A 19976-nucleotide genomic window follows, 5' to 3' on the forward strand; every position below is an offset into this window, starting at 1 on the left:
CCGGGTGGGCCCGGCCGCCTGATAGGTCAGGCCCGGGTGAGCAGGAGGAGCCGCCTGTGGGCCTTGGTCTTCATGTCGTCGTCGGCTCCTTCGAGGGCGGCCGTGGCGCGGGCGATCTCCTCGGTCATCGTCTGGCCGGGGCGCCGGGGGGCGACGTGGTCGAGGTAGCCGGTGATGGCGCGCTCTGCGGCGTAGGCGGTGGGGCCGACCCTTTCGGTCTCGGTGCGGAACACCTCGTCGATGGCGCTGAGTCGGGTAGCGAAGTTCTTGCGCTTCTGGTCGGTGGCGTCGTCGTCGAGGGGCCACAGGTCGGCGATGACCTTGTGGAAGTCAGCGACCGCGATGTCTGTGCGGGCGAGCGCGGTCTCTTCAGCGGCGAAGTTCTCGAAGTACTTCACGGACAGGCCGAGCGTGCGGCGGGCTTCCTTGATCTGGTTGGTGGCGCCTGCGGTGTGGCGGATGGCCCAGCGGGTCACGGCATCGCGGACGGCGAAGCGCTCGGTGTTGGCGCAGACGGGCCGCCAGGGGGTCACGACGCACTGGAACTGCCCCTGGCCGCTGTGGTCGTTCATCACGGCGACGTACGGGACGATTTGGTCGTTGATGCCGTCGGCGTCAACGGTCACGGTCTCCGGCAGGCGGATGGAGATGAACACCCGGCGCCCGCCCCGGATGACCCCGGCGGACTCCCACACGACATCGAATCGGCCCACCAGCTCTTGCAGGAATTCGAAGCCCTCCCGGTTCTGGATCGGCTGGTATCGGCGGCCGACGACGCCGAGCGGCGCGCCGGTGTCCTCGCGGACAGTGTGGAACTGGTCGGGGTGCTCTCGCAGTTCGCCGTCCCACTTGTAGAGGGCGGGGACGGTGGTGACGGTGAAGTCGAGTCCGCCCTTGCTCAGCACTTCGTCGATGTCCGTGGTGCCGCCGGGGATGATCTGGCCGAGTCCGTGCCAGGCCGGGGACGACGCGTACAGGGCGATCGTGCCGTCTGCGCGGGTGTCGAGGCCGTGGTTCGCGAGGATCGCATCGATCTGGCCCTGGGCGTTGCGGGAGACGGTGAAGGTCTCGCCCCGATCCCAGCCGGTCAGGACCTCGTACTGATCGCCGCCGAGCATTCGGATCTCGCCTCGGTCGATGCGGGTCTGGAAGGCGCGCTCGCGGCTGCGGGCGGCGTCGATCTGGCGGGCCTTCTCGTTAGCGAACGCGGTGTTCACGTCGGTGATGGTCACTGTGCACTCCTGAACTTCGTTGCGGGTGTGCCTTCGGTGGCCGGGGAGGGTCTGCCACGAACCCCTTCCCGACGAGACAAATATACCGCAGTTCCATAACTTTCGGGAGGGTGGTCGCCCACATTTCGTGGTCAATTTCCGCAGCTCAGGCGACCTTTGAGCGCGGGGCGCAGCAGGGCGTGGGGGTGGTCGGCGGCCCCGTGGGCGCGGAGCGCCGAGGGCAAGGTGGCGGGCAGCGCGAAGCGAGGGGCCAGGGCGCGGAGCGCGCTGGGACCGGCTGCCCGGGACCGCAGTGCGCGAGAGCGCGCAGCGCTCGGTTAGGGCCCCGCGGAGCGGGGCCCTAACGCGCAGCAAGGGGCAGAGCCGCGGAGCGGCTCCGCCCCGCCGTCGGCCGCCACCGCGCCCTGCTGCGCCCCGCGCTCAAAATGTGTCGCACTGCTCCCTGCACGCGTGCAGCGTCCTCCCGTCGCCCTGTGCACCCAGCTCCCGGAAGCTCCCGCTGGGGACGCTGCCCCGCCGGCCCTAATGAGTTGGTGCCGGCGGGTTGGGAGCTCTGTGAAGTCCAGCAGCGAATATCCCTGCGCCATGGGTGTTTCGGTAGGCACGGCGCCCTGCACGGCGACTTCGAAAATGAAAGAGCTGAGAGTGACACTGTTCCGACTCGCCTGGACCAAATACACCGACCTGATTGGAGATGGTGCGGGATTGAAAGACACCAAATTCAGTGATATTCAGCGCTTCGGCGATTTTCGCGTGCTGGATGGTCACGTGCGCGGTGGACGTGACGGGCTGCTTTTCTGCCTGCAATTCGGTCTTCGTGGCTAGGTGACCTGCTACATGGGTGCCTGCTGGGTAGGTGCCTTCGGTGCGGCGGAGGTACCACTCTGCCGCCGCGGTGTGAGGGGCCCGCTGTGGGGCCCCACGGAGTCACTAAGAGATGACGACGGCGTGGTGGTGGTCCAACCGGTCGGCAGCCATCAGGAGCCAGGAACGGGCGTCCTGGGGTCTCCGTCCGGGTAGGCGAGGACCGCGATGGCGTCCTGGAGATGCGCCTCACACCATGCGTTCGTGCAGGCCGTGTCCGTCCACAGCCAGAAGGCGCCGGACTGGCAGCGGTCATCGGTCAGTGTGTGGACGGGATCACGGGCGACGGCCGAACCACCGCCGCCATCCTTGGCGGCGCGGTGCAGGTTCCGCCAGCGGAGGCACCGGGGGCGGCGGGAAAGGCGGCTGTGGTGGCACGGGCGGGGGTTGCGTGGGGGCGTCAGGAACCGCTGGTTCGGGATGCGGCGGTGTCACGGCCGGCTCGTCGGCGAGCTCGGATTCGGGCAGCACTGTCTCGGCTGCAGGTTGGGCCTGCGGGGGTGGAGCCGCCAGCGCTGGAGGCGGGGGCGGCGTGATGGATTCGGGCTGGGCCGGTGCATGGCGAGGTTCCCGTGCGGGGCGCGAGCGGCGGGTGCGTGCCCGGGCTTCGGCGTCGGGCCGCTGGCGGGCAGTGACGGGGGCAGGGCATATCGGCTCGGTGGGTAGCCCGGTGGTGGGGTCGGTCTCCCAATATGCGATCTGCCAGTGCTCGTCGGCGAACAGCCGCAGCTGGGGAACGTGGGGCGTGTCAAAGAGGGTCCAGTCGCCGACGGCGAGGACGTGAGTGCCGGCGGTGAGCGGCTTGATGAGGCTGTCGTGGGCGGAGCGCAGCAGCACGTGGAAGCGGGTGTCGCCAGCGGGAACATCGAGCGCGAGGCGGGCGTACGGCTTTCCGTTCCTGTCCTGGGCGATGCTGTGGACCGTGCCGTGCACGGCGATCGGGTGGCTGATCGGCTCTCGGCGGGCGCACCTCTGGTAGAGGTCCGCGTAGGTGCGCGGGCTGTAGCAGAACCGGCCCCAAAGGATGGGGCGTTGCCCGTGGGGTTTGACTCTGAAGCGCTCGACAACCTTGGGGTCGAAGCCGTGCATGTGCAGGAACCGGGCGATCTTCGCGGCACTCGTGATGGCCGGCGGGAGGTAGGGCCGCACGGTGGTCGTGTTGTGGGTGCGGACCACATCGGTGTCGGTGTCGTCGATCGGCATGGTCGGCCAGGGTGGCAGGGCACTGATGTCGGCGGGGAGTTCGAGACGGAGCAGGCCGTCATCGGTGACGTGGGCCAGGCCGTGGGACCCGTGCGCGATGCTCTGGATGACCTCTGTGGGGTTGAGCAGGCAGCCGGCTTCGTGGCTGGTCCCCTTGGCCAGACGAAAGAGGCTCGGGACGCTTTTGTAGCCGCGTACCGGTTCGACGACGCTGTCGCAGTGCAGGCAGATCAGGGGCCGTTCGAACGGCTCCGGGTCGGGGCCGATCTCCTCGGCCGGGACCAGCCTGCCGGTGCGCTGCTCGCGGGCCTTGTCCATCTGCTTCTGCTGTGCCTTCCGGTCAGGGGCCGACGGCCAGCTGGCATCCGGGAGGGATGCCCCAGCGGGCGAGAAGGCCACGGGTTCGGGCGGCGCGTGCGGCAGCGGCAGCGACCTCGAGCGAGACGGGGGCGCTGAGGGTCTGTATGCGGCCGTTGCCGGCGCGGGGCTCGTCCTTCGGCACCGGGCTCCTTCAGCGGGTGTGGATCGGCCGGGGCAGGAGGTTGCGCAGGAGTTCCGCGGTGTCGGGCTCCATTTCGACCCCGCCGCCGATCGAGTCGTTGATCCGGCGCAGGCGTGCGGCGGCTTCGCGGAGTGCGTCGATGTCGCCGGCGGCGTGGTGGGCGAGGAAGAGGGCACGGTAGAGGGTCTCGCTGTCCTCGACGGCGAGCATGCCTTGACGGGCCGCCCACAGGGCTCCGGGGATGTCGCCGGCCTCGCGTCGGCGGGTGGACAGTTCGCTGGCGACGTCCGTAATCGCGGACACCATTTCCTGGATGGCCGGCTCGGCCCAGGCGTAGCGCTGGGGATCCATGCCTGCGAAGGGGCGGCCGCGGACCAGCGCGAGGGCGCGCCGCAGGGCGAGGTCGCCGTCCTCGGTGGCCTCGGCGAGGCCTTGGCGGGCGTACTGCTGGAAGGTCACCCAGTCACAGGTGACGTGCGGGCCGAGGCGGTATCGCTTGTCGGGGGTGTTCTGGACGCGGGGCAGGTGTTGGCTACCGTCGGCGTCGGTGCCGAGCCAGGAGCGGGTACGGCTGATGACCGCGTTGCGCATCTCCTTGTTGACCCGCGAGGCAGGCCATAGGGCGGCGTCGACGGCGTGGTGGTCGCTGCTGGGGTTGAGGGCCAGGAAGGCGAGGAGTTCGCTGGCGACGCTCTTGCGGTTGGAGTCGACCCGGCCGGAGGCGCCCGTGATGGTGATGGGGCCGAGGAGCAGGACGGCCGGACCGGACGGTGTCTGATCCGGCTCGGCGGTGTTCGGGGCGGGTACGGCGGGCTCAGGGATCAGGGCGCCCGGTTGGGCGTCGGGCGACGTGCGTGGACGGTGGACGCGCTCGGCTTGGGCGGGTGCGGGAGCGTCGTCGGTGTCGTCGCCCTCGATGGCCAGGACATCGGCGAGGGATTCGCCGCCGCTGGCTGTGGCGGCCGCGTCGCTGTCGGCTGCCGCTGCGGGTTCGGGGATGGTGACGTGGACGGCGGATGCCGGGGTGGTGCAGGAGCTGGTGACTGCGAGGGAGATGTCGGCCGGGCCGGCCGCGGGTGCGACGTCGTCGGATTCGTCGTCGCCGAGGACGTCGGCGAGGGATTCGCTGGTGGGGGCGGGGTTGGTCGCTGGGGCGTCCTGTGAGGTGGCCGGGTGCTTTTCGAAGCTCAGGGCGGGCGTTTCGGCCTCGAGTGCTTCCTGTTCCAGGGCTGCGTACTCGTCTGGCAGCCCGTCGCTGTCCGCGCCGTCGTCGGCGAGCGGGTCGTCGTTGTCGGGCTGCATCCAGTCGGGGCCGGGCCCCACCCAGTCGGGGGCGGGTTCGTCGCTGTCGCTGTCGGCGGTGGTGAGCAGTTCGATGGCGTCGTGGAAGCGGTCGTCGTCCAGGGTCTGCAGGCGGACCGGCAGGCCCGAGCCGGGCAGGACGACGGTGTCGTCGGGGCTCTGGCAGGTGAGCGTCCATGCATCGTCCGGCAGGCCGGCAGGGGTGTGGGCGGTGATGATGGCGCTCGCTGTGCGGGGGGTTTCGGTGAGAGCGGCCAGCAGGTTGTCGGTGGCGGGTGCGTCGGGCAGTTGCTCGGCGAGGAGGATGTGCGGGGTCCAGTCGCCGCCGGTGTCGTCGCGTAGCCGGGCGGCGCGTGGCGAGTCGGCGCCGAGTTCGCTGAGGGCGCTGCGCTGGTCGTCGGCGTGGGTGAGGAGTTCGGCGCGGGCGGCGTAGGCGTCTTCGGCGCGGGCTACGCGTTCGGGGACGGCCGTCTCCAGACCGGGGACGGTGGTGCCGAGGGCGGTGACTTCGAGGTGGCCCGCCACGGGGGTGTTGGCGAGTTCCACGGCGAGGGCCTGCAGAACGTGGCGGGCGAAGTCCGGGTCTCCGTCCAGGTGGAGGAGGCCGATGTGCTCCAGGTCGATGAGTACGTAGCGGCCCTGGGTGTCCCAGCCGATCGAGACGAGTGCCGGGTAGGGGGCCCCGACGCTGTGTTCGGTGTCCTCGTCGGCGAGGTCGGGGTGATTGGCGGTGCAGGTCCACAAGTCTTGGCGGCCGGCCGAGGCGGTGAACGGCGCGCAGGGCGGGGTGTCTTCGGTGAGGTGGAGTTCGAGGCGGCTTTCGTGGAGGACGGCCGCGTTGAGGACGGGCAGTTCGCGCCCTTGTTCCTTCAGGTTGCCGGCGAGGCAGCGCAGAGCGGCGTTGAGCAGGTCGAAGCCAGTCGGGGCTTGGACGCTGCGCAGGCCTTGCTCGGTGGCGGCGGCGCGGCCGGTGGGCATGGCGATGCGGCGTCCGGGACGGCGGCGATGCTGCTGGCGGCGGCGCCGTACGGCGAGGGTGCTGACGAGCGCGGCGGCGACGACGCCGGTCCCGGTCCAGAGCATGACCGTGCCGAGGGGGTTTTCGCTGTCCCGGTGGGGCTGGGCGGCCGGTGCTGGGGAGGCAGTGTCCGTCGGGGCCGTGGTGTGGGGCGCGGCCGTGGAGGGCTCGGCGGTCCGGCTCGCGGACGGGGCGGGCGTGGTGACTGGTGGCGCCTGGTGTTGCTGACCGTGGCCAGTGTCCTGGTCGCCTGCGGTGGGCGCCGTGCGGTTCCCCAGGCCGGTGTCGGTGGGCTTGTGGTGCGGCGTGGCGGTGTGGGTGTCCTGGTGGCCGGTGTCGGGATCGGCCGGTGCTTCGGCATGGTGGTGGGCCCCTGGCAGGTCGAGTTTCTGCCCGGGGAAGATCAGGTCCGGGTTGTCGAAATGGCCTCCCGCTGGCTGGGCTTCGCCCCTGTTGGCCTCGTAGATCTCCTTCCAGGCCGTGGGGTCGCCGTACTCGTTACCGGCGATCGACCAGAGGCTGTCGCCGGTGTCGACGGTGACCTGGTCGTGCCGCGGCACGGCCAGGTGGCTGGAGTGGCCCGAGCCGGGGGTCTTCTCGCCGGCGCTCTGAGCGTGCTCCGTGTGCGGCTGGCTGGGGGCGTCCGCGGTGCGGTCGGCGGTCGGCGTGGTGCTGGGGGCGGCGGCTGGGGTGGCGGGGCGGGCGTCGAGGGGCAGCTTGATGACTGCGTCTTTGGGCAGGTACTGGTCGCCGGAGGCGAGTTGGGGGATGTCCGGGTTGAGGGCGGCGATGTCCCGCCACCGCTGCCCGTTACCGAGGTATTGCTCGGCGAGGTCCCACGGGGTTTCGGTCGCGGACGTGACCTTGTGGGTGGGGAAGGTGGCGTCGGCCGTCGGCGTGCTGGTCGGGGTGGCGGCCGCGCTGGAGCTGGGGCTGGCCACGGTCTGGGTGACGGCGACAGCGGGCATGGTGGTGGCAGCCGAGGCAGCGGTGGGCGCCAGCAGCACGATGCCGCCGACCAGGAAGCTGGCCAGGGACTGCATGCTGCCAAGGCCGCGGATACGGGGGGCGGATCGGCGGCGGGCGACGGCGACGACTTCGAGGGCGACGCTGAAGGCGAACGCGGCCCAGGCGGCCCAGCCGATGCAGGTGAGCGCGACCAGCCACAGGGTGCCGTCGTCCTGCTCGAGCAGCAGGTTGAGCCCACCGGAGACTTCAGTGGGCTGGTGGCCGAAGGTGAGCAGCGCAAGGGGGACGCCGCCGACCAGGGCGATGAGGAGGGCGAGGCCGACGAGAGCACGCAGCAGCGCGCCGACGGCGCGCAGCGGCTTGACGGTGCGGTGGGCCATGCGGCTCAGCCTCCAGCTTGGGTCTGCAGGTGGGCGGTCGCGGTGCCGTCCACGTGGATCGTGCCTACGCCGAGCAGGGATGCAAAGTGCGTGGCGTAGGTGTCGTGGACGGTCACCGTCAGGGTCTGCCCTCCGTCGGTGATCTGTACGTCGCCTTGGACGCCCGCTGCGGCGAGGTAGTCCAGGGCGGCTCCGCGCGCGGCGTCGGGGTCGATGGTGATGGCGGTGCCCTGGATCGCTTGGGCGGCGTCGACCTGCTCGCCAGCGGCGCGGGCGGCTTCCTGGGCAAGGGAGGTGGCTCGGTTGGAGGCGTTGAGGGCGCCGCCGCCGTCGACGAGCAGCCCCATGACCATGAGGATGGCGAGTGCGGACAACGCCAGGAACAGGGACATGGATCCGCGGTCGCCTCGGCCGGCCACTTGAGCGCGACAGCGGACCAGCAGGTTCCGTACGGCGTGGATCATTGCCGCCCCCGGTAGGTGTCGATCGGGCTGGTGAACGATGCCGTGAGGGTCTTGGATCCGGGCAGGCCGGGCAGCCCGATGTCCGACAGGCGCGCGGTGCACGAGATCGTGGCGGTCACGGTGGCGGCCTGGCCGACGTCCAGGGAGTAGCCGGAGGTGTCGACGGAGACGTCGGTGGTCTGGCAGGTGACGCCGTCGCCGCTGAGGCTGTCCTCGGCGGCCGACCGGGCCTGGGCCTGAGCGCTGGCGGCATCGCGCTCGAGAGAGGCGGCTCGGGCCGCAGCGTGGGCGGCCGCGTCGACAGCTCCGTCGGCGTCGATGACACGGCCGAAGGCGATCATGAGGCCGAGCAGGGCGATGATGGCCGGGGCAATCACCACGACTTCCAGCGAGGCGCTGCCCCGGTCGCGGCGGCCTGCTCGGCGGAGCGGGCGGAGGCGGATCATGGATTCGTCCACCGTTCGATCGGGCCGTGAGCGTCCTGGGTGACGGTGAGTTCCAGTCCGGGTACGAGGGTGGCGACGTGTCCGGTGACCGTGATGTGGATTTCCTCGGCGCTGCTGCCCGCGGAGGAGACGGATGCGCCGCGCACGCTGCCGCCGAACTTGGCGAGGAAGCCCTGCGCCTGGGCGACGCCGTCGCCCGGGCTGGAGCCGAACTGACGGCCGGTGTCGACGCCTTGCCGCGCCGCGGACTGCGCGACTTTGCGGGCGTGGTAGTACAAGCCGACCTGGATGATGGTGAAGACCAGCATCAGCACCACCACAGCCAGGACAGCGACCTCCACGCTGCCGTTCCCGCGATCAGAACGCAGCCGGGCGGCCAGTGCCCGCCGGCGGCCGCTGCGCCTGTGCGCCTTCACCGTCTTTTCCTCCCTGGGTCGTGGATCCGCCTCTCAGCCTCCGTCGATGATGCCGATCTTCTCCAGGACCTTGGTTCTGATTGCGGCGACCACGAGTCCGGCCACCACGATCAGGACGGCCGCCATGACGGCGAGTTCGGTGGTGGACTGGCCGGCGTCGTCGGCGTTCTTCAGCTGCTCCCAGCGGGCCCGCAGCAGGGTCGTGAGGTAGGTGAGGTCCATCGTGCTTTTCCTTCTGTGTCAGCTGCCGAGAATGGTGATCGTCAGGGGAATCATCACGAAAGTGATCATGAGGATGACTCCGAAGGTGACCGGCAGGATCATGGCGGCGGAGGCCTCGTTCGCTTTGGCCTTCTGGTCGGACAGCAGCGCGATGCGCAGCTGCCGGGCCTGTGCCTGCAAGGTGGTGTAGACGGCGGCGCCGTCTCCGGCCAGGGCGAGGGTGTCGGCGGGCCGGGTGAGTTCGGGGATGTCGAGCTCCTCGCCGAGCTGTTTCAAGGCGTCCCACGGGGTCACGCCAGAGAGGTCGGCCTGGTGGAAGACCTGCCGCATCCGCTCGAAGATGAAGTTCTCGCCGACCCGGGCGGTGTCGGTCAGGGCTTGGGCGGCACCGGAGTTGGCGACGCGGGCCAGCGCTACGCGCTCGAGGTAGGAGGCGGCCGCGTGCCGGACGATCAGGCGGGCCTCGGCGGCTTCCTTGGCGACCTCGCGGCCCGGCCACAGCCAGAACAGGGCAGCCAGGCCGAGGGAGAGGCCTGCCGGGACGACGTAGGGAAACGGTGCGCCGGCGAGGGCGAGCATGGCTTGTAGCAGCTGCGGGATGATCAGGCCGTAGAGGGCGAACAGGAATCGCTTGCCGAGGTGTTCGGCCGGGCTGATGCGCAGCAGGTTCAGGTCGCGCATCGGCAGGGCGATGCGGTCACCGAAGTCGGCCAGGAGCCGGTTGCCGACGCGTTCGGGCAGAGATCCGGTGGCGGCGGGAGCGTCGGTGGGCAGGGCGGTGGGCACCTTGCTGGCGTCCAGCCGGTCCAGGACGCTGGTCAGATCGGGCTTGGCGGGCCAGGCGGCGCGCACGCCCAGGCCGAGCAGGACGCCGGCGGCGGCCGCGGGCGCGATGACGTTCAGGGGGATCATCGTGCGTCCTCCGTCCGGGCAGGTGCGGTGGCTGCCGAAGACCAGGTCTGCGGACGGTTGGCTTCGGTACTGAAGGCGTAGCCGAGGACGATCTCCTGTGTGCGGTGTTTGTCGATCTCGATCAGGCGTGGGTCGGGGGTGGTGCGGGCGATGCGGCGCAGCAGCATCAGCGTCCAGGCGAAGCCGCCGCCGAGGAGGGCGAGGACGACTTGTCCGGCCGGGGTCTGGTACCAGCCTGACCAGCCGTCGTTCAGCATGCAGCCGAGGACGACGATGAGGACGACGATGGAGACCATGCGCGCGCTTTTGCGGACCTTGGCCCGGTCGGCCTCGACGTCGCGGGCGTCAGCGGCCTGCTGGTGGATGGTGACGGCCAGGGCTTCGAGCGCGTCGGCGAGGCCCGGGCCTTTGTAGACGGCGTGGGACTGGAAGAGCAGCACCACGTGGTCGAAGACGCCGTCGGCCATCTCGTCGGCGAACAGGTCGAAGGCGTCGTGTGCCTCCATGCCGGCGCGCAGCCGCTCGGACAGGGCGCGGACGTTCGCCGCGATCGGCGCGGGGGCGTTCTTCGCCGAGGCACGGATCGTGGCCGGCAGGCCGATGCCCGCAGTGTGCACACCGGCGAGGTGGTTGAGCCACTGCGCGAGGGCCTCGAGGCGTTCGATGCGCGCCTGCGCGGAGACGCCCGGGTTCAGGACGAAGGGCAGGCCGAGGACGGCGGCGCCGGCGAGCAGGCCGTGGACGGGCCAGCCCGTGTAGGCCCACACCCCGAGGGTGACGACGCCAGCGAGGGTGACCAGGTAGCGCCAGCGGGCCTGCCACTTCTCCGGCAGCTCGGCCCGTGCGCGCCGCAGGCGGGCGGCTACCTGGCGGCGCGGCTTGAGTGGATCGGGCGTACGACCGCGGATCTCGCGCACCAGGGCAAAGACGGCAGACACGGCAAGAACGGCAAACAGGGCTGCCATCAAGGCGAGTTCGGAGATGGTCACGGCGCCTCCCCTATGCGTGCCCGAAGGGTGGGAACGTGTCGGGTCATGAGGAGGGCCCCTTTCGCTGCAGGGGCCCGCCCCACGCACCGAGCGGATTGTCGGTCAGCCAGGCGCGGTGGAAGGAAGGGGCGCCCTCGAGGTCGGGGAAACGGGACTTGTTCTCCAGCTCGCCGATGAAGGAGGGCATGTTCTTGAAGACGGCGCGTGGCTCGTGCGGGCCGGCGGGGCCGAAGATCTCAGTGGTGGTGGGGCGGCCGCCTTCGCCGACGACGTCGTGGACCTCGTAGATGTGGCTGATGTAGCGGTGCTTGCGGCCGCCGTACTTCACGTCGTCCCAGTCGTAGGCGATGTAGACGACGACGTCGATGGAGGCGGCGATGAGGTGGTGGGCTGCCTCGGTGGCCATGCCGGCCTCCGTGCACAGCTGCACCAGGCGGCTGATGATCGCGTGCGGGCGGCGCACGTGCATCGTGCACATCGACCCCGAACCACCGGCCGACATGGCCTGCAGCATCGGCACGATCTCGGTGGAGCGGACCTCGCCGACGACGACCCGGGTGGCGTTGTAGCGCAGGGCGGTGGCGAACATGTCGGAGATCGTGATCTCGCCGGCCATCTTGTCGCCGAGGATCTCGCCGTTGCTCTGCCGGGCCTCGAAGGCGTAGGTGACGGGGCCGGGCTTTCCGGAGGCGGCCGGTTCGTCGAGGTATAGCTCGCGGTCGGACTCCAGGGTGACGAGGCGCTCGTCCGCGGGGATTTCCCGGCCGAGTGCGCGCAGCAGGGAGGTCTTGCCGGCGCCCATGTCACCGACCACGAGCAGGTTCATCCGGGCCTGGACGCAGGCCCGCAGGAAGTACTGCAGGATCGGGTTGAGGGTGCCCCACTGGCGCAGTTCGTCCAGGCCGGTGTCGCGCAGGCGGTGCTTGCGGATGACGACCGAGGGACGGCTGGTGAGCATGGAGGCGGTCACGCGGGACCCGTCGGGCATGCGGAAGCCGACCATCGGGGTGGACTGGGTAAGGCCGCGTTCGCCGTGGCCGGACAGGCGGGCCATCCGGTTGACCCAGGCGATGAGCTCCTCGTGGGAGTCGGCGACCCGGTCGATGGTGCGGCGCGGCCGGTCGAGGTATTCGACGTGCGCGCGCAGGCCGTCGACCATGACGTCCTCCACGCCGTCCTCGTCGAGAAGGCTCTGCAGCCGGCCGCCGCGGTACATGGAGTTGTAGACCGCGGTCCCGATGGCCTGTTCCTGTGCCTCGGTGAGGGGCACGTTGGCCTGCGCGTACTTGGCGGCCCAGTCCGCGACCGCGGTGGTGACCAGGGAGCGGGCGAGCGCCCGCCGGTCGGCTTCCTCCATGAGCCGCTGGGGGTCCCGGGCGGTCAGCTGTTTGGAGACCTCGGCCTGCAGCGTCTCGATGACCTCCCAGTCCACCGGCAGCTCACCGGGCAGGCCGGCCAGGCGGGGCACCGCTGCCGGGTCGGTCCGGGCCGGCGGAACGACAGGCGGCGTCACCGGCGGTGCGGTGGGCACAGGGCGTGTCTCGGGCGCGGCGCGCTGGGTGAGGTGTCCGGCCAGCAGGCCGGCGATGTCGTCGCGGCCCATGGCCGGCTGATGGCCGTTGACGCCCGGACGCTGATGGGTGTCAGCCATGCGTCATTCCCCCTTCGGGGTGCTGCCGGTTCAGCCGCTGCAGGATCCCGGCCAGTTGGGGAGCGGCAGGGGGGTACTGCTGCTGGAGGTGGCGGCGCGACGCCGCGGCCTCGATCTGCTCGGTGGCGGTGCGGGCGTGCCGTAGCAGCGGGCTGCGCCCGTAGCCGCGGGGTGGGTTGCCGCCTGCGGTCAGGTAGTGGGCGACGTCCGGGTCGGAGGGCAGGGCGGCGATCACCGGCGTCTGCAGGGATTCGCCGACCTGGTGGGCCCGGAAGGGACCTTCTTCGATCAGCAGCAGGCCGAGCGCGTCGGCACCGGAGCCTTGTTCGTGCAGTGCGGTGCGCAGTGGGGGGATGACGTGGCGGGCCAGGGCGAGGGACTGTTCGGTGCCCCGTACGACGAGCAGGACCAGGTCGGCGCGGTACAGCAGCGGGGCCGGGGTCAGGGTTGGGTGGAGGTGGCCGGCCTCCAGGGCGAGGCGGCCTGCGTCGATGAAGACGTCGTGGCCTGCTTGCTGGGCCATGACGTGCAGGACGTCGGCGAGAGCGGGCCAGGTGCGGGCGAGGGCGGCGGCCTGGGCAGGGTCGGTCAGGCCGGGCAGCAGTTTGCGGTGTCCGGGCTGGTCGAGGGGCCACAGGTGGGAGGCGAAGGCGTTGGCGAGGGCCTCGGGCCCGGTGCGCTCGGCGCGAGCGAGGTGGTAGAGGCCGAAGCCGGCGCTTACCTGGCCTCCGAGCAGTCCGGCCCGGATGGTGCCGCCGGCCGGGTCGCACTCGGCGAGCAGGGAGGATCGCTTGGAGGCAAGGGTGAGGGCGAGTGCCGTTGCGGTGACGCCAGAGGACTTCGCGGAGACGAGTGCGGTGACGGGCATGGGCTAGTTGCTCCGAGGTTCCCGTACGAGCGCGATGCGGCTCTGGGAGGCGAGGCTGGCCAGCGCGGGGCCGTCGCTCGTGGCGACGGCGAGGTTGACGACGACTGCGCCGGAGGCGTCCGGGCGGGACACCGACACCACGACGGCGTCGATTGAGGAGGCGCTGGGGTCGTCCTTCGCCGTTGTCGTGCTGCCCTGGGCGGGGGTGGTGACGGCGAGGACCTTGTCGCCGGGGAACAGGGTGCCGGCCGGTGCCTGGCCACGCTTGACCAAGACGCCGACCTGCTGCTTGTTGTCTCCCAGGCCGGTGCCGGCGGTCAGCTGCGAGGCGAGGAGCAGCCCGCCCTGGCGCAGGTCGACGGCCGTCCGCTTGCCCACCACCGCCGCCTTGTCGGACGCCGGCATCGGGGTCAGGGCCGCGTCGGCGGAGACCTCGGCGACGGTGACGTCGGCTGCTGTCAGGACCTGCCCGGCCGGGACATCGTGCGCGACGGCGAGCACCTTCGTACGCGAACTGGCGGAGTTGACGGCCCATGCCGCGCCCAGGGCACAGACCACCGCCAGCACGATGCACAAGGCCGCCACCGACCAGCGGCGTTCCCGCTTGACGGGCGCCGTGGTAGTGATCGGCAGGTCGGCGCGGCCCGAGCCATTCGGGCGCGGCACGGTCGGCGCAGCAGAATCCATGACGGACAGTGACCTTTCGGGTTTTCTCTCGTGTGCGGTGCGCTAGTTCAGTTCAGGACCTGCACTTCACGGACATCGACCGTGAAGGCGGACTGGCGGGTCTGGGTGAACTGTCCGTTCTCGCCAGGGCCCGCGGTGACCGTCCAGTCGACGGTCCAGGTAGCCGTCGCCGTGCCGTGGAACTTGCCGCCCGCCTCGCTGGTCGAAGCCTTGTCGTAGACGTGGCCGCAGTCTGGTGAAGGGGCCTTGCCCATGGATGCCTGGTACTTCGTTCCCGGTCCGTTGCACACGACGGCGCTGGTGCCGTCGCCCATGTCCCAGCTGATGGAGGAGACCTTCGCCGTGGCGGTGACGGTCACCCCGGCAAGCGAGGCTGATGCCGAGTTCGGCCCGTAGGTCGTGGGCCCTTGGTTCACCCACATCCACATCGGCATGCCGACGACGTACCGCCCTGCGGCGCGTGGGCTGGCGATGCTCGGACCGGTCAACAGCATTTTGTCGACGGCCTCGCGTGCCAGCTGCTCCGGGTCGACGTTGGCCTTGGGCGCAGCAGCTGCCCAAAAGACTTGAGGCACGATCGGGACGCCGATCTGTGTCGCGCCGGCGGCTCCAGCGATCACGTCGCTGATACACACCCGCGTGTAAATCGCGCCGTCACCGGGCTTGTGGCCTTGCCACACCGGATCGTCGGCGGGCGGCTGCGGGTCCAGGCGCTCAACGTCGCACAGCTGCGGTGCCGGTTTGCTGCTGCCCTTACTCGCCCCTGTGTCCGGGGAACTGCCTTGCTGGGGAGAGCCGCCCGGCGATCCTGGCTCCTGTCGGCACACGGTGACGAACTTGGTCCTGCCCGCGCATTTGCCGCCGATGACCGGGCCGTCATCGGCGAACGCGGGCGATGCGGCCGTGCCGATCGTAGTCAAGGTCAGCAGAACAGGCAGCGCGATGCGTCTCAGCATGTGCGGTCCCCTTCGGGGGTCAGCTTGGTGATCAACCACTGCTTCCCCCACTTCTCCGCCGTTGCCGTCGTGATGTAGCGCAAGGGCTGGTTCGACGGAAAGGGCTCTACCTGGCCTGACTTCTTGTTGATCGTCTTCCAGTTCGAGATATCCAGGCAGTCCTGCACGGTGGCCTTGGGGATGCTGCCGGAGAGAGTGAGGGAGGTTACCTGTGCTCGGTGCTTGGGAGCTCCCGTAGTCGCGGTGCCGGCCTTCTTCATGACCAGCACGTCGCCCATGGCACCGCCGAGCGCGTCCTTCGAGGCGTACTTCTTCAGATCCGTGCCCTGGATGTTCACCTGGGCATAGGCCTTGACCTGCTCAGTCCAGAAGGCGTCGTAGGTCTTGAGGACGGCCTCCTTTGCCGCCGCATCCGGGTCGGCGGAGGCGGTCGACGGTGCTGGCGACGACGCGGGGGCCGACGTCTTAGCGGAGGGCTTGCTGTCGCCATCGGAAGAGCTGCACGCGGATAGGGCGAGCGCGGCGCTCAGCACGAGGGATGCTGCAGCGAGATTTCGGAAGCGAACAGCGGGATGAGCGGTCCGATGTGCGCGGCGGTTCACGTTGCCTCCCCGTTCGGCGCGCCATGGACGGGCAGCCGACGCGGGTGCGCCGCCCAAAAACCCGCCCTTGAAACCTGGTCGAGCTGCGCTGATGCGCTATGTGTAGTCGCCAGGTTACGCATATGCCAGCCAACATCCCAATGCTAAAAGGAAGTTCCCGTTCACAACTCGGGATGTACCTGGTCACAAGCGGATACGAAAATCGATAAGTTGCTCTATGCATAAGCGATGGCTCTGCACATTTCGGCGCTGATCGGGCGCTGGTGCCGGGGCCGTGCCCACCAGTCACCACCTTGTGACGGGCGTGACCGAGCAGCTCAGGCATACCCCGGTGGCGCAGGGGCGGGATGTCCCGTCTCCCGGCCCCGGAGGCGGCGTCAGTCGGAGAGCGCCTTGGCGAAGAGGTCCTGGGAACCGAGTGAGCGGAGCAGGGAGCCGAGAAGTCGGGCGGTGATAGCGCCGGGGGTGGCATTCAGGTCGGCCCAAGTCGCGCCGGTCGCCTGCGTGTAGGTGTCCCGGGTGTAACTCGCGGACAGGCTGGAGAAGCCCCTTGGTCCCCCGCCCGTGTATCGGCGGCGTCCCTGCAGCCGAGTGGCCCCGACTGCGAATGACCAGTTGCCGAAGTAGCCGGCCTGCTCGGCGGTGAGCCGTATGACCTCGAGCGTCCGGCGGGTCAGCCCGACGGCTGCCGTGTCGAAGAGGGCCTGCTCTCCACCATTGGATTCCCCAGGGTTGTCGGACAGGCGACTGGAGTAGAGCCGCAGACCGCCGTCCTCGAGAAACTGGACCTCGATGGTGTCCTCATCCCCCCACTGGCCCGTCGGCGTGTGCAGGCGCCCGTCTGCAAGGTTGTGGGTGGCCAGTGCCGCTCCGCCCGCCCGGCGATGGCCTTCGATGGCGTTGCTGAGGTCGGGCGTGAATTGGGACAGGATGGTGTTGAGCTCGGGTGTGTACGCCCGATTCACCAACTCGGTCAGCCGGTGTTTCCAGTTCGTGCCGCTGGTGAGGTCCAGCAGCATGTCGCCGCGTCCGGCAGTGGGCTGCGCGACGAGGAAGAAGTGGGACTGCTCCCCGTACTGGCCCAGGGGGTCCTGGTCGATCTCCTGCTGGAGAAGCGAGAGCGCGTCCGTCTCGCTCGCCTTGCGCAGGAGGTGGTGGCGTACCACTTCGGTGTCGGCCATGTGGTACTTGGTCTTGTCACCGCGCCCGTAGTACCGGCCGTCGACCATGTGAGGCGCGGCGGCACTGGCCGGAATGTGCACGATCAGGTAGCCGGTGCCGTCATTGGCGGAGGCCTCGATCACGTCGGTGAGGACGTTCAGCGGCGGGTCGGCCAGCGAACGTGCAACCTGTTCGACCTTCTCGGGCAGACCCTTCAGCGGCTGCGGGGCGAGGTGGAAGGTCCGGTTGGCCTTGTCCTCGCGGATGCCGATGATCAGCGTGCCGCCATCGACGGCGAACGACGCGAGATCACGGGCGAGTTCCTTGTTGCCGGCCTTGCCGGGATCCGTCTGCTCCTTCAGGTCCAGGTAGTGCGACTCCTCGAGGAGACCGCCGGATATCGCCGCGGACAGGTCCCCCTCGCTCTTGGGAGTCCAGCGCGAGTTCGCCGAGGAGAGGTAGATCGAAGTCAACGGCTGTCCCTGGAGGAAGGAGGAATCGTTCAGGTCGGACGTAGACGGAAGTATGCCGATCAGCACGCACAGCGTGCAGTCCGTTTTGTGATCGCAGCTCCGCCACGGCCTAGTGCGGCTCCGGGGGCGCCGGCGGCAGGTGCTCCCAGGTGCTCAGGCGGCTCTGCGCTTCGATCCGGTACTCCGCGGCCTCTTCGGCTTGAGCCCACAGTGTTTCGCAGGCCACCACTGGGTGCGAGTGCTCCAGGAGTGCGTCGATCTCCGCCCGGGTCAGCCGTACGTTCTCCGGGTGCGCTCCCGGGACGTGGCACTCCGGCGCGGTGCGGGTTCTGCGCGGTTCGGCATGGCGGGCCAAGACCCGGCGGATCTCTTCGAAAGCGGCCGTCGCCCGCGCTGCAGCTGGCCGGAAGGTGCGAGCCTTCCAGGCCTGCATCGCGGCGTACCGAGAACCGTGAGGGGTCTGTCCGTCGTCCCACGTCGACGTCTCCGGCTGCCGGTAGGGCGCGACCAGGCCGTCTGGCAAGAACAGCGCGCCGGTGTTCACCCGCCGACGAATCTCGGACGCCACGTACGAGGCGACGTGCCGGGGCCGCAGCGGGACCGTCCAGCGGGCCAGCTCCCTGCCGATTTCCTCCCAGGTCCATCCCGCTTCGAAGAACGGCCTGAGCGCATAGGCGAGTTGGCGCACGCACGATCCCTGCGTCCACCACGTGTGCAGCTGAACCCACCGGGCCTCCTGCATCGCAGCTGCCGACCTCGCCGCCGACCAGCCAGTCGCGCCCTTGGCACGGTTCTTGGGCGACTTCTCCTGACAGGCGCGCTCGCGCGTCCTGTCTTTAAGCTCCCCATCTACAGAACCGGAAGTACGTGGCTGAGGTACCACCACAGAAGGGGTGCACAACCCGGAGTTATCCACAAGCTCTGTCGGCTGATGACCCTGCCGTACCCGATGCCTTTCCACCGCGGCCGCGACGGCCAGCTCGCGGCCGGCATCGGTGACACCGACCTGCCGGCCCGCGTACCCCTGCCCCTCAATCCTGTGGCCCATGGCGTCGTCCCACACCCGCGGCGCGACCGCAGCGAACAGGGTGGCCGTGCCGCGATAGCCGTGCTCGCTCGTCCAGGCGGCGCCGTAGCGAGTGCGCAGCACGTTCCGCTTCGACCCGTGCTCCACGTAGGCGATGAGGCCGAGTTCCCGCAGATAGCGGGCGTGATTGAAGACCGCGCGCCGCTTCAGGCCGAGCTGGCGGGCGGTCGCCTCCGCGCTAAACGGGAAGTGCCCATCGCTGCTGCGCGCCATCCGCTCGGCGAAGACCTCGGCCAGCTGCAGCGTCGTACGGCCGGCTTTCGGGTGGAACCCGGCGCCGACCATGAACTGCACGGCAGCAAGGAACTCCGAGGCTCGGCGCAGACGCCGGGACGCGGTCGAACTGATCTCCTGCGCATCAGTGTCACAGACGAGATCGAAAGCGTGACGGGACGTGTCCGCGACCGGTGCGGTCTTGGACATATCCGGGCATGCCGCCGGGTTGATATGGCGGCACACCAAAAGGTCGTGCATCATTACCTCCGTACTTCGGTGCTCCGGCGCTGAAGCGCACGAAGCCCCGTGACGGTGCTTCGGGGTTCTGGGAGAACCGAAAATCTGTCCGACCTGGGGAGGTCGGGCACTTCGCCGGACCAGGGATTAGGCCCCCTGGAGATGGCGGTGGCAGTTCGGCCGAATGGCCCGGTGGGGACCGGGCCTCGTGGCCAGGGACGGCAGCGGGCCTTGGGGAAGGCGCCGCTGGGATCCGCCCCCTCGATGGGTTACGTCATCCAGCCCCCCTCAAAGGGGACCGCGGCAGAGCCGCATGCCAGTAGGCATGCGGAAATCCGCCAGGGGGCCGGAGCTGACACAGCCTCCACCTGGCGGCGCTTGTTGTGTCCCGGGGGACAGTTCCGGGTACGCTGCATCGCAGCGAGACCTCGTTTCCAACAGCCTCGGTCTCGCGATGTGCGAGACGCATTTCGATAGAGCTTGCTCGCACCGACGCGGCCCCCGTGGCGTGTTCCAGGTTGTGGCGACCTGGAGCCATGTGGGGCCTTTGTCGTGTCCGAGTGGCCGCTGCTGCGTCCGGCTGGATGCAGACGGCGGCGCGGGACCACCCTAGTCCCATTGCTGCACCAACTTGCACACGATTCACGTGCTCATCCCCGTGTCGCTCGAATGTTCTTGACGCGTCCTCGCTCCCCTGATGTGGATCAACAAGTCTGTCGTGCAGTCGCGACGTGTGGTCAGTACGCACGGCGGTGCTCCCGCACAACGGGAATGTCAGCAAGGCAGGTTGTCGGATTGTCTGCCGGATGGGAGGCGGGGGGAGCAAGAAGCAGGTCGTCTATCGTTCCGCGGCCGCCGGTCTGGTTCTGCCAGCCCTCCAGGACGTGCTGGACGATCGAGCGCGCGACGAGCTGGTATTCGGCGACGGAGCGCTCCTTTTGGGCGAGACCGGCCAGGCGCTTGGTGTGGCAGTAGGTGGCCATCATCTCGGTGATCAGCGGTGAGAAGAGTTGTGGCAGCGGCTGCATGTCGTCGCATGCCCAACCGTGTTCGGGCCGCGGGTCCGAGGCAGTGGTGCGGAGCGTGCGGCGTTGGCTGAAGAGACGGAGCATTGCAGTT

At 69.7% G+C, this 19976-nt stretch carries 18 protein-coding genes; 1 reads left to right on the top strand and 17 read right to left on the bottom strand.

Features of this window, described 5'->3' with window-relative positions:
• Positions 1-26: 26 nt before the first annotated feature.
• Complete coding sequence (locus tag JK359_RS32990) at positions 27-1232, bottom strand: DUF932 domain-containing protein (protein ID WP_201843282.1); 1206 nt, start codon at positions 1230-1232, stop codon at positions 27-29.
• Positions 1233-1787: 555 nt separating this feature from the next.
• Here JK359_RS32990 and JK359_RS32995 point away from each other — a divergent pair.
• Positions 1788-2057, top strand: a complete 270-nt coding sequence (locus JK359_RS32995; protein ID WP_201843283.1) for a hypothetical protein — start codon at positions 1788-1790, stop codon at positions 2055-2057.
• Between the two features lie 315 nt (positions 2058-2372).
• On the opposite strand, the gene JK359_RS33000 is transcribed toward JK359_RS32995, so the two are convergent.
• From JK359_RS33000 to JK359_RS33075, 16 genes are all read right to left on the bottom strand, one after another.
• Positions 2373-3617, bottom strand: a complete 1245-nt coding sequence (locus JK359_RS33000) for a hypothetical protein (RefSeq protein WP_201843284.1) — start codon at positions 3615-3617, stop codon at positions 2373-2375.
• A gap of 193 nt (positions 3618-3810) precedes the next feature.
• Positions 3811-7470 carry a LysM peptidoglycan-binding domain-containing protein gene (locus JK359_RS33005; RefSeq protein ID WP_201843285.1) on the bottom strand — a complete coding sequence of 1220 codons (3660 nt, stop codon included), beginning with the start codon at positions 7468-7470 and terminating at the stop codon, positions 3811-3813.
• Positions 7471-7475: 5 nt separating this feature from the next.
• Positions 7476-7862, bottom strand: a complete 387-nt coding sequence (locus tag JK359_RS33010) for a pilus assembly protein TadG-related protein (protein ID WP_236678838.1) — start codon at positions 7860-7862, stop codon at positions 7476-7478.
• Between the two features lie 68 nt (positions 7863-7930).
• Entirely contained in the window at positions 7931-8380 is a 450-nt protein-coding gene (locus JK359_RS33015) for a TadE/TadG family type IV pilus assembly protein (protein ID WP_201843287.1), read from the bottom strand.
• Positions 8377-8796, bottom strand: coding sequence for a TadE/TadG family type IV pilus assembly protein (locus JK359_RS33020; protein WP_201843288.1), 420 nt, complete (start codon positions 8794-8796; stop codon positions 8377-8379). The genes JK359_RS33015 and JK359_RS33020 overlap by 4 nt, the downstream gene beginning before the upstream one ends.
• Positions 8797-8829: 33 nt before the next feature.
• A complete protein-coding gene (locus JK359_RS33025) occupies positions 8830-9018 on the bottom strand; it encodes a hypothetical protein (RefSeq protein WP_201843289.1) in 189 nt (62 codons plus the stop codon).
• Positions 9019-9036: 18 nt separating this feature from the next.
• Positions 9037-9930 carry a type II secretion system F family protein gene (locus JK359_RS33030; RefSeq protein ID WP_201843290.1) on the bottom strand — a complete coding sequence of 298 codons (894 nt, stop codon included), beginning with the start codon at positions 9928-9930 and terminating at the stop codon, positions 9037-9039.
• Positions 9927-10868, bottom strand: coding sequence for a type II secretion system F family protein (locus JK359_RS33035; RefSeq protein WP_307788376.1), 942 nt, complete (start codon positions 10866-10868; stop codon positions 9927-9929). The genes JK359_RS33030 and JK359_RS33035 overlap by 4 nt, the downstream gene beginning before the upstream one ends.
• Positions 10869-10962: 94 nt before the next feature.
• Entirely contained in the window at positions 10963-12570 is a 1608-nt protein-coding gene (locus tag JK359_RS33040) for a TadA family conjugal transfer-associated ATPase (protein WP_201843292.1), read from the bottom strand.
• Positions 12563-13438, bottom strand: a complete 876-nt coding sequence (locus JK359_RS33045; protein WP_201843293.1) for a hypothetical protein — start codon at positions 13436-13438, stop codon at positions 12563-12565. The genes JK359_RS33040 and JK359_RS33045 overlap by 8 nt, the downstream gene beginning before the upstream one ends.
• Before the next feature lie 3 nt (positions 13439-13441).
• Positions 13442-14125 carry an SAF domain-containing protein gene (locus JK359_RS33050; protein WP_201843294.1) on the bottom strand — a complete coding sequence of 228 codons (684 nt, stop codon included), beginning with the start codon at positions 14123-14125 and terminating at the stop codon, positions 13442-13444.
• Positions 14126-14172: 47 nt separating this feature from the next.
• On the bottom strand, positions 14173-15081 hold the full coding sequence (locus JK359_RS33055) for an ATP/GTP-binding protein (protein WP_201843295.1): 909 nt from the start codon (positions 15079-15081) through the stop codon (positions 14173-14175).
• Positions 15075-15683, bottom strand: coding sequence for a hypothetical protein (locus tag JK359_RS33060; RefSeq protein WP_201843296.1), 609 nt, complete (start codon positions 15681-15683; stop codon positions 15075-15077). Before JK359_RS33060 ends, JK359_RS33055 begins: the two co-directional genes overlap by 7 nt.
• Positions 15684-16060: 377 nt before the next feature.
• Complete coding sequence (locus JK359_RS33065; protein WP_201843297.1) at positions 16061-17317, bottom strand: AlbA family DNA-binding domain-containing protein; 1257 nt, start codon at positions 17315-17317, stop codon at positions 16061-16063.
• 109 nt (positions 17318-17426) lie between these two features.
• Entirely contained in the window at positions 17427-18881 is a 1455-nt protein-coding gene (locus JK359_RS33070; RefSeq protein WP_236678839.1) for a hypothetical protein, read from the bottom strand.
• Positions 18882-19594: 713 nt separating this feature from the next.
• Positions 19595-19969 carry a hypothetical protein gene (locus JK359_RS33075; RefSeq protein ID WP_236678840.1) on the bottom strand — a complete coding sequence of 125 codons (375 nt, stop codon included), beginning with the start codon at positions 19967-19969 and terminating at the stop codon, positions 19595-19597.
• Positions 19970-19976 lie beyond the last annotated feature (7 nt).

It is taken from the genome of Streptomyces actinomycinicus, from assembly GCF_016741775.1.
Taxonomy (GTDB): Bacteria; Actinomycetota; Actinomycetes; order Streptomycetales; family Streptomycetaceae; genus Streptomyces; species Streptomyces actinomycinicus.

Excerpts from the sequence above, each read along its gene's own strand:
- JK359_RS33050 (WP_201843294.1), bottom strand. The coding sequence starts at position 14,125 with ATGGATTCTGCTGCGCCGACCGTGCCGCGCCCGAATGGCTCGGGCCGC.
- JK359_RS33030 (WP_201843290.1), bottom strand. The coding sequence starts at position 9,930 with ATGATCCCCCTGAACGTCATCGCGCCCGCGGCCGCCGCCGGCGTCCTG.
- JK359_RS33015 (WP_201843287.1), bottom strand. The coding sequence starts at position 8,380 with ATGATCCGCCTCCGCCCGCTCCGCCGAGCAGGCCGCCGCGACCGGGGC.
- JK359_RS33025 (WP_201843289.1), bottom strand. The coding sequence starts at position 9,018 with ATGGACCTCACCTACCTCACGACCCTGCTGCGGGCCCGCTGGGAGCAG.
- JK359_RS33005 (WP_201843285.1), bottom strand. The coding sequence starts at position 7,470 with ATGGCCCACCGCACCGTCAAGCCGCTGCGCGCCGTCGGCGCGCTGCTG.
- JK359_RS33000 (WP_201843284.1), bottom strand. The coding sequence starts at position 3,617 with ATGGACAAGGCCCGCGAGCAGCGCACCGGCAGGCTGGTCCCGGCCGAG.
- JK359_RS33045 (WP_201843293.1), bottom strand. The coding sequence starts at position 13,438 with ATGCCCGTCACCGCACTCGTCTCCGCGAAGTCCTCTGGCGTCACCGCA.
- JK359_RS33055 (WP_201843295.1), bottom strand. The coding sequence starts at position 15,081 with ATGCTGAGACGCATCGCGCTGCCTGTTCTGCTGACCTTGACTACGATC.
- JK359_RS33075 (WP_236678840.1), bottom strand. The coding sequence starts at position 19,969 with ATGCTCCGTCTCTTCAGCCAACGCCGCACGCTCCGCACCACTGCCTCG.
- JK359_RS33070 (WP_236678839.1), bottom strand. The coding sequence starts at position 18,881 with ATGATGCACGACCTTTTGGTGTGCCGCCATATCAACCCGGCGGCATGC.
- JK359_RS33010 (WP_236678838.1), bottom strand. The coding sequence starts at position 7,862 with ATGTCCCTGTTCCTGGCGTTGTCCGCACTCGCCATCCTCATGGTCATG.
- JK359_RS33040 (WP_201843292.1), bottom strand. The coding sequence starts at position 12,570 with ATGGCTGACACCCATCAGCGTCCGGGCGTCAACGGCCATCAGCCGGCC.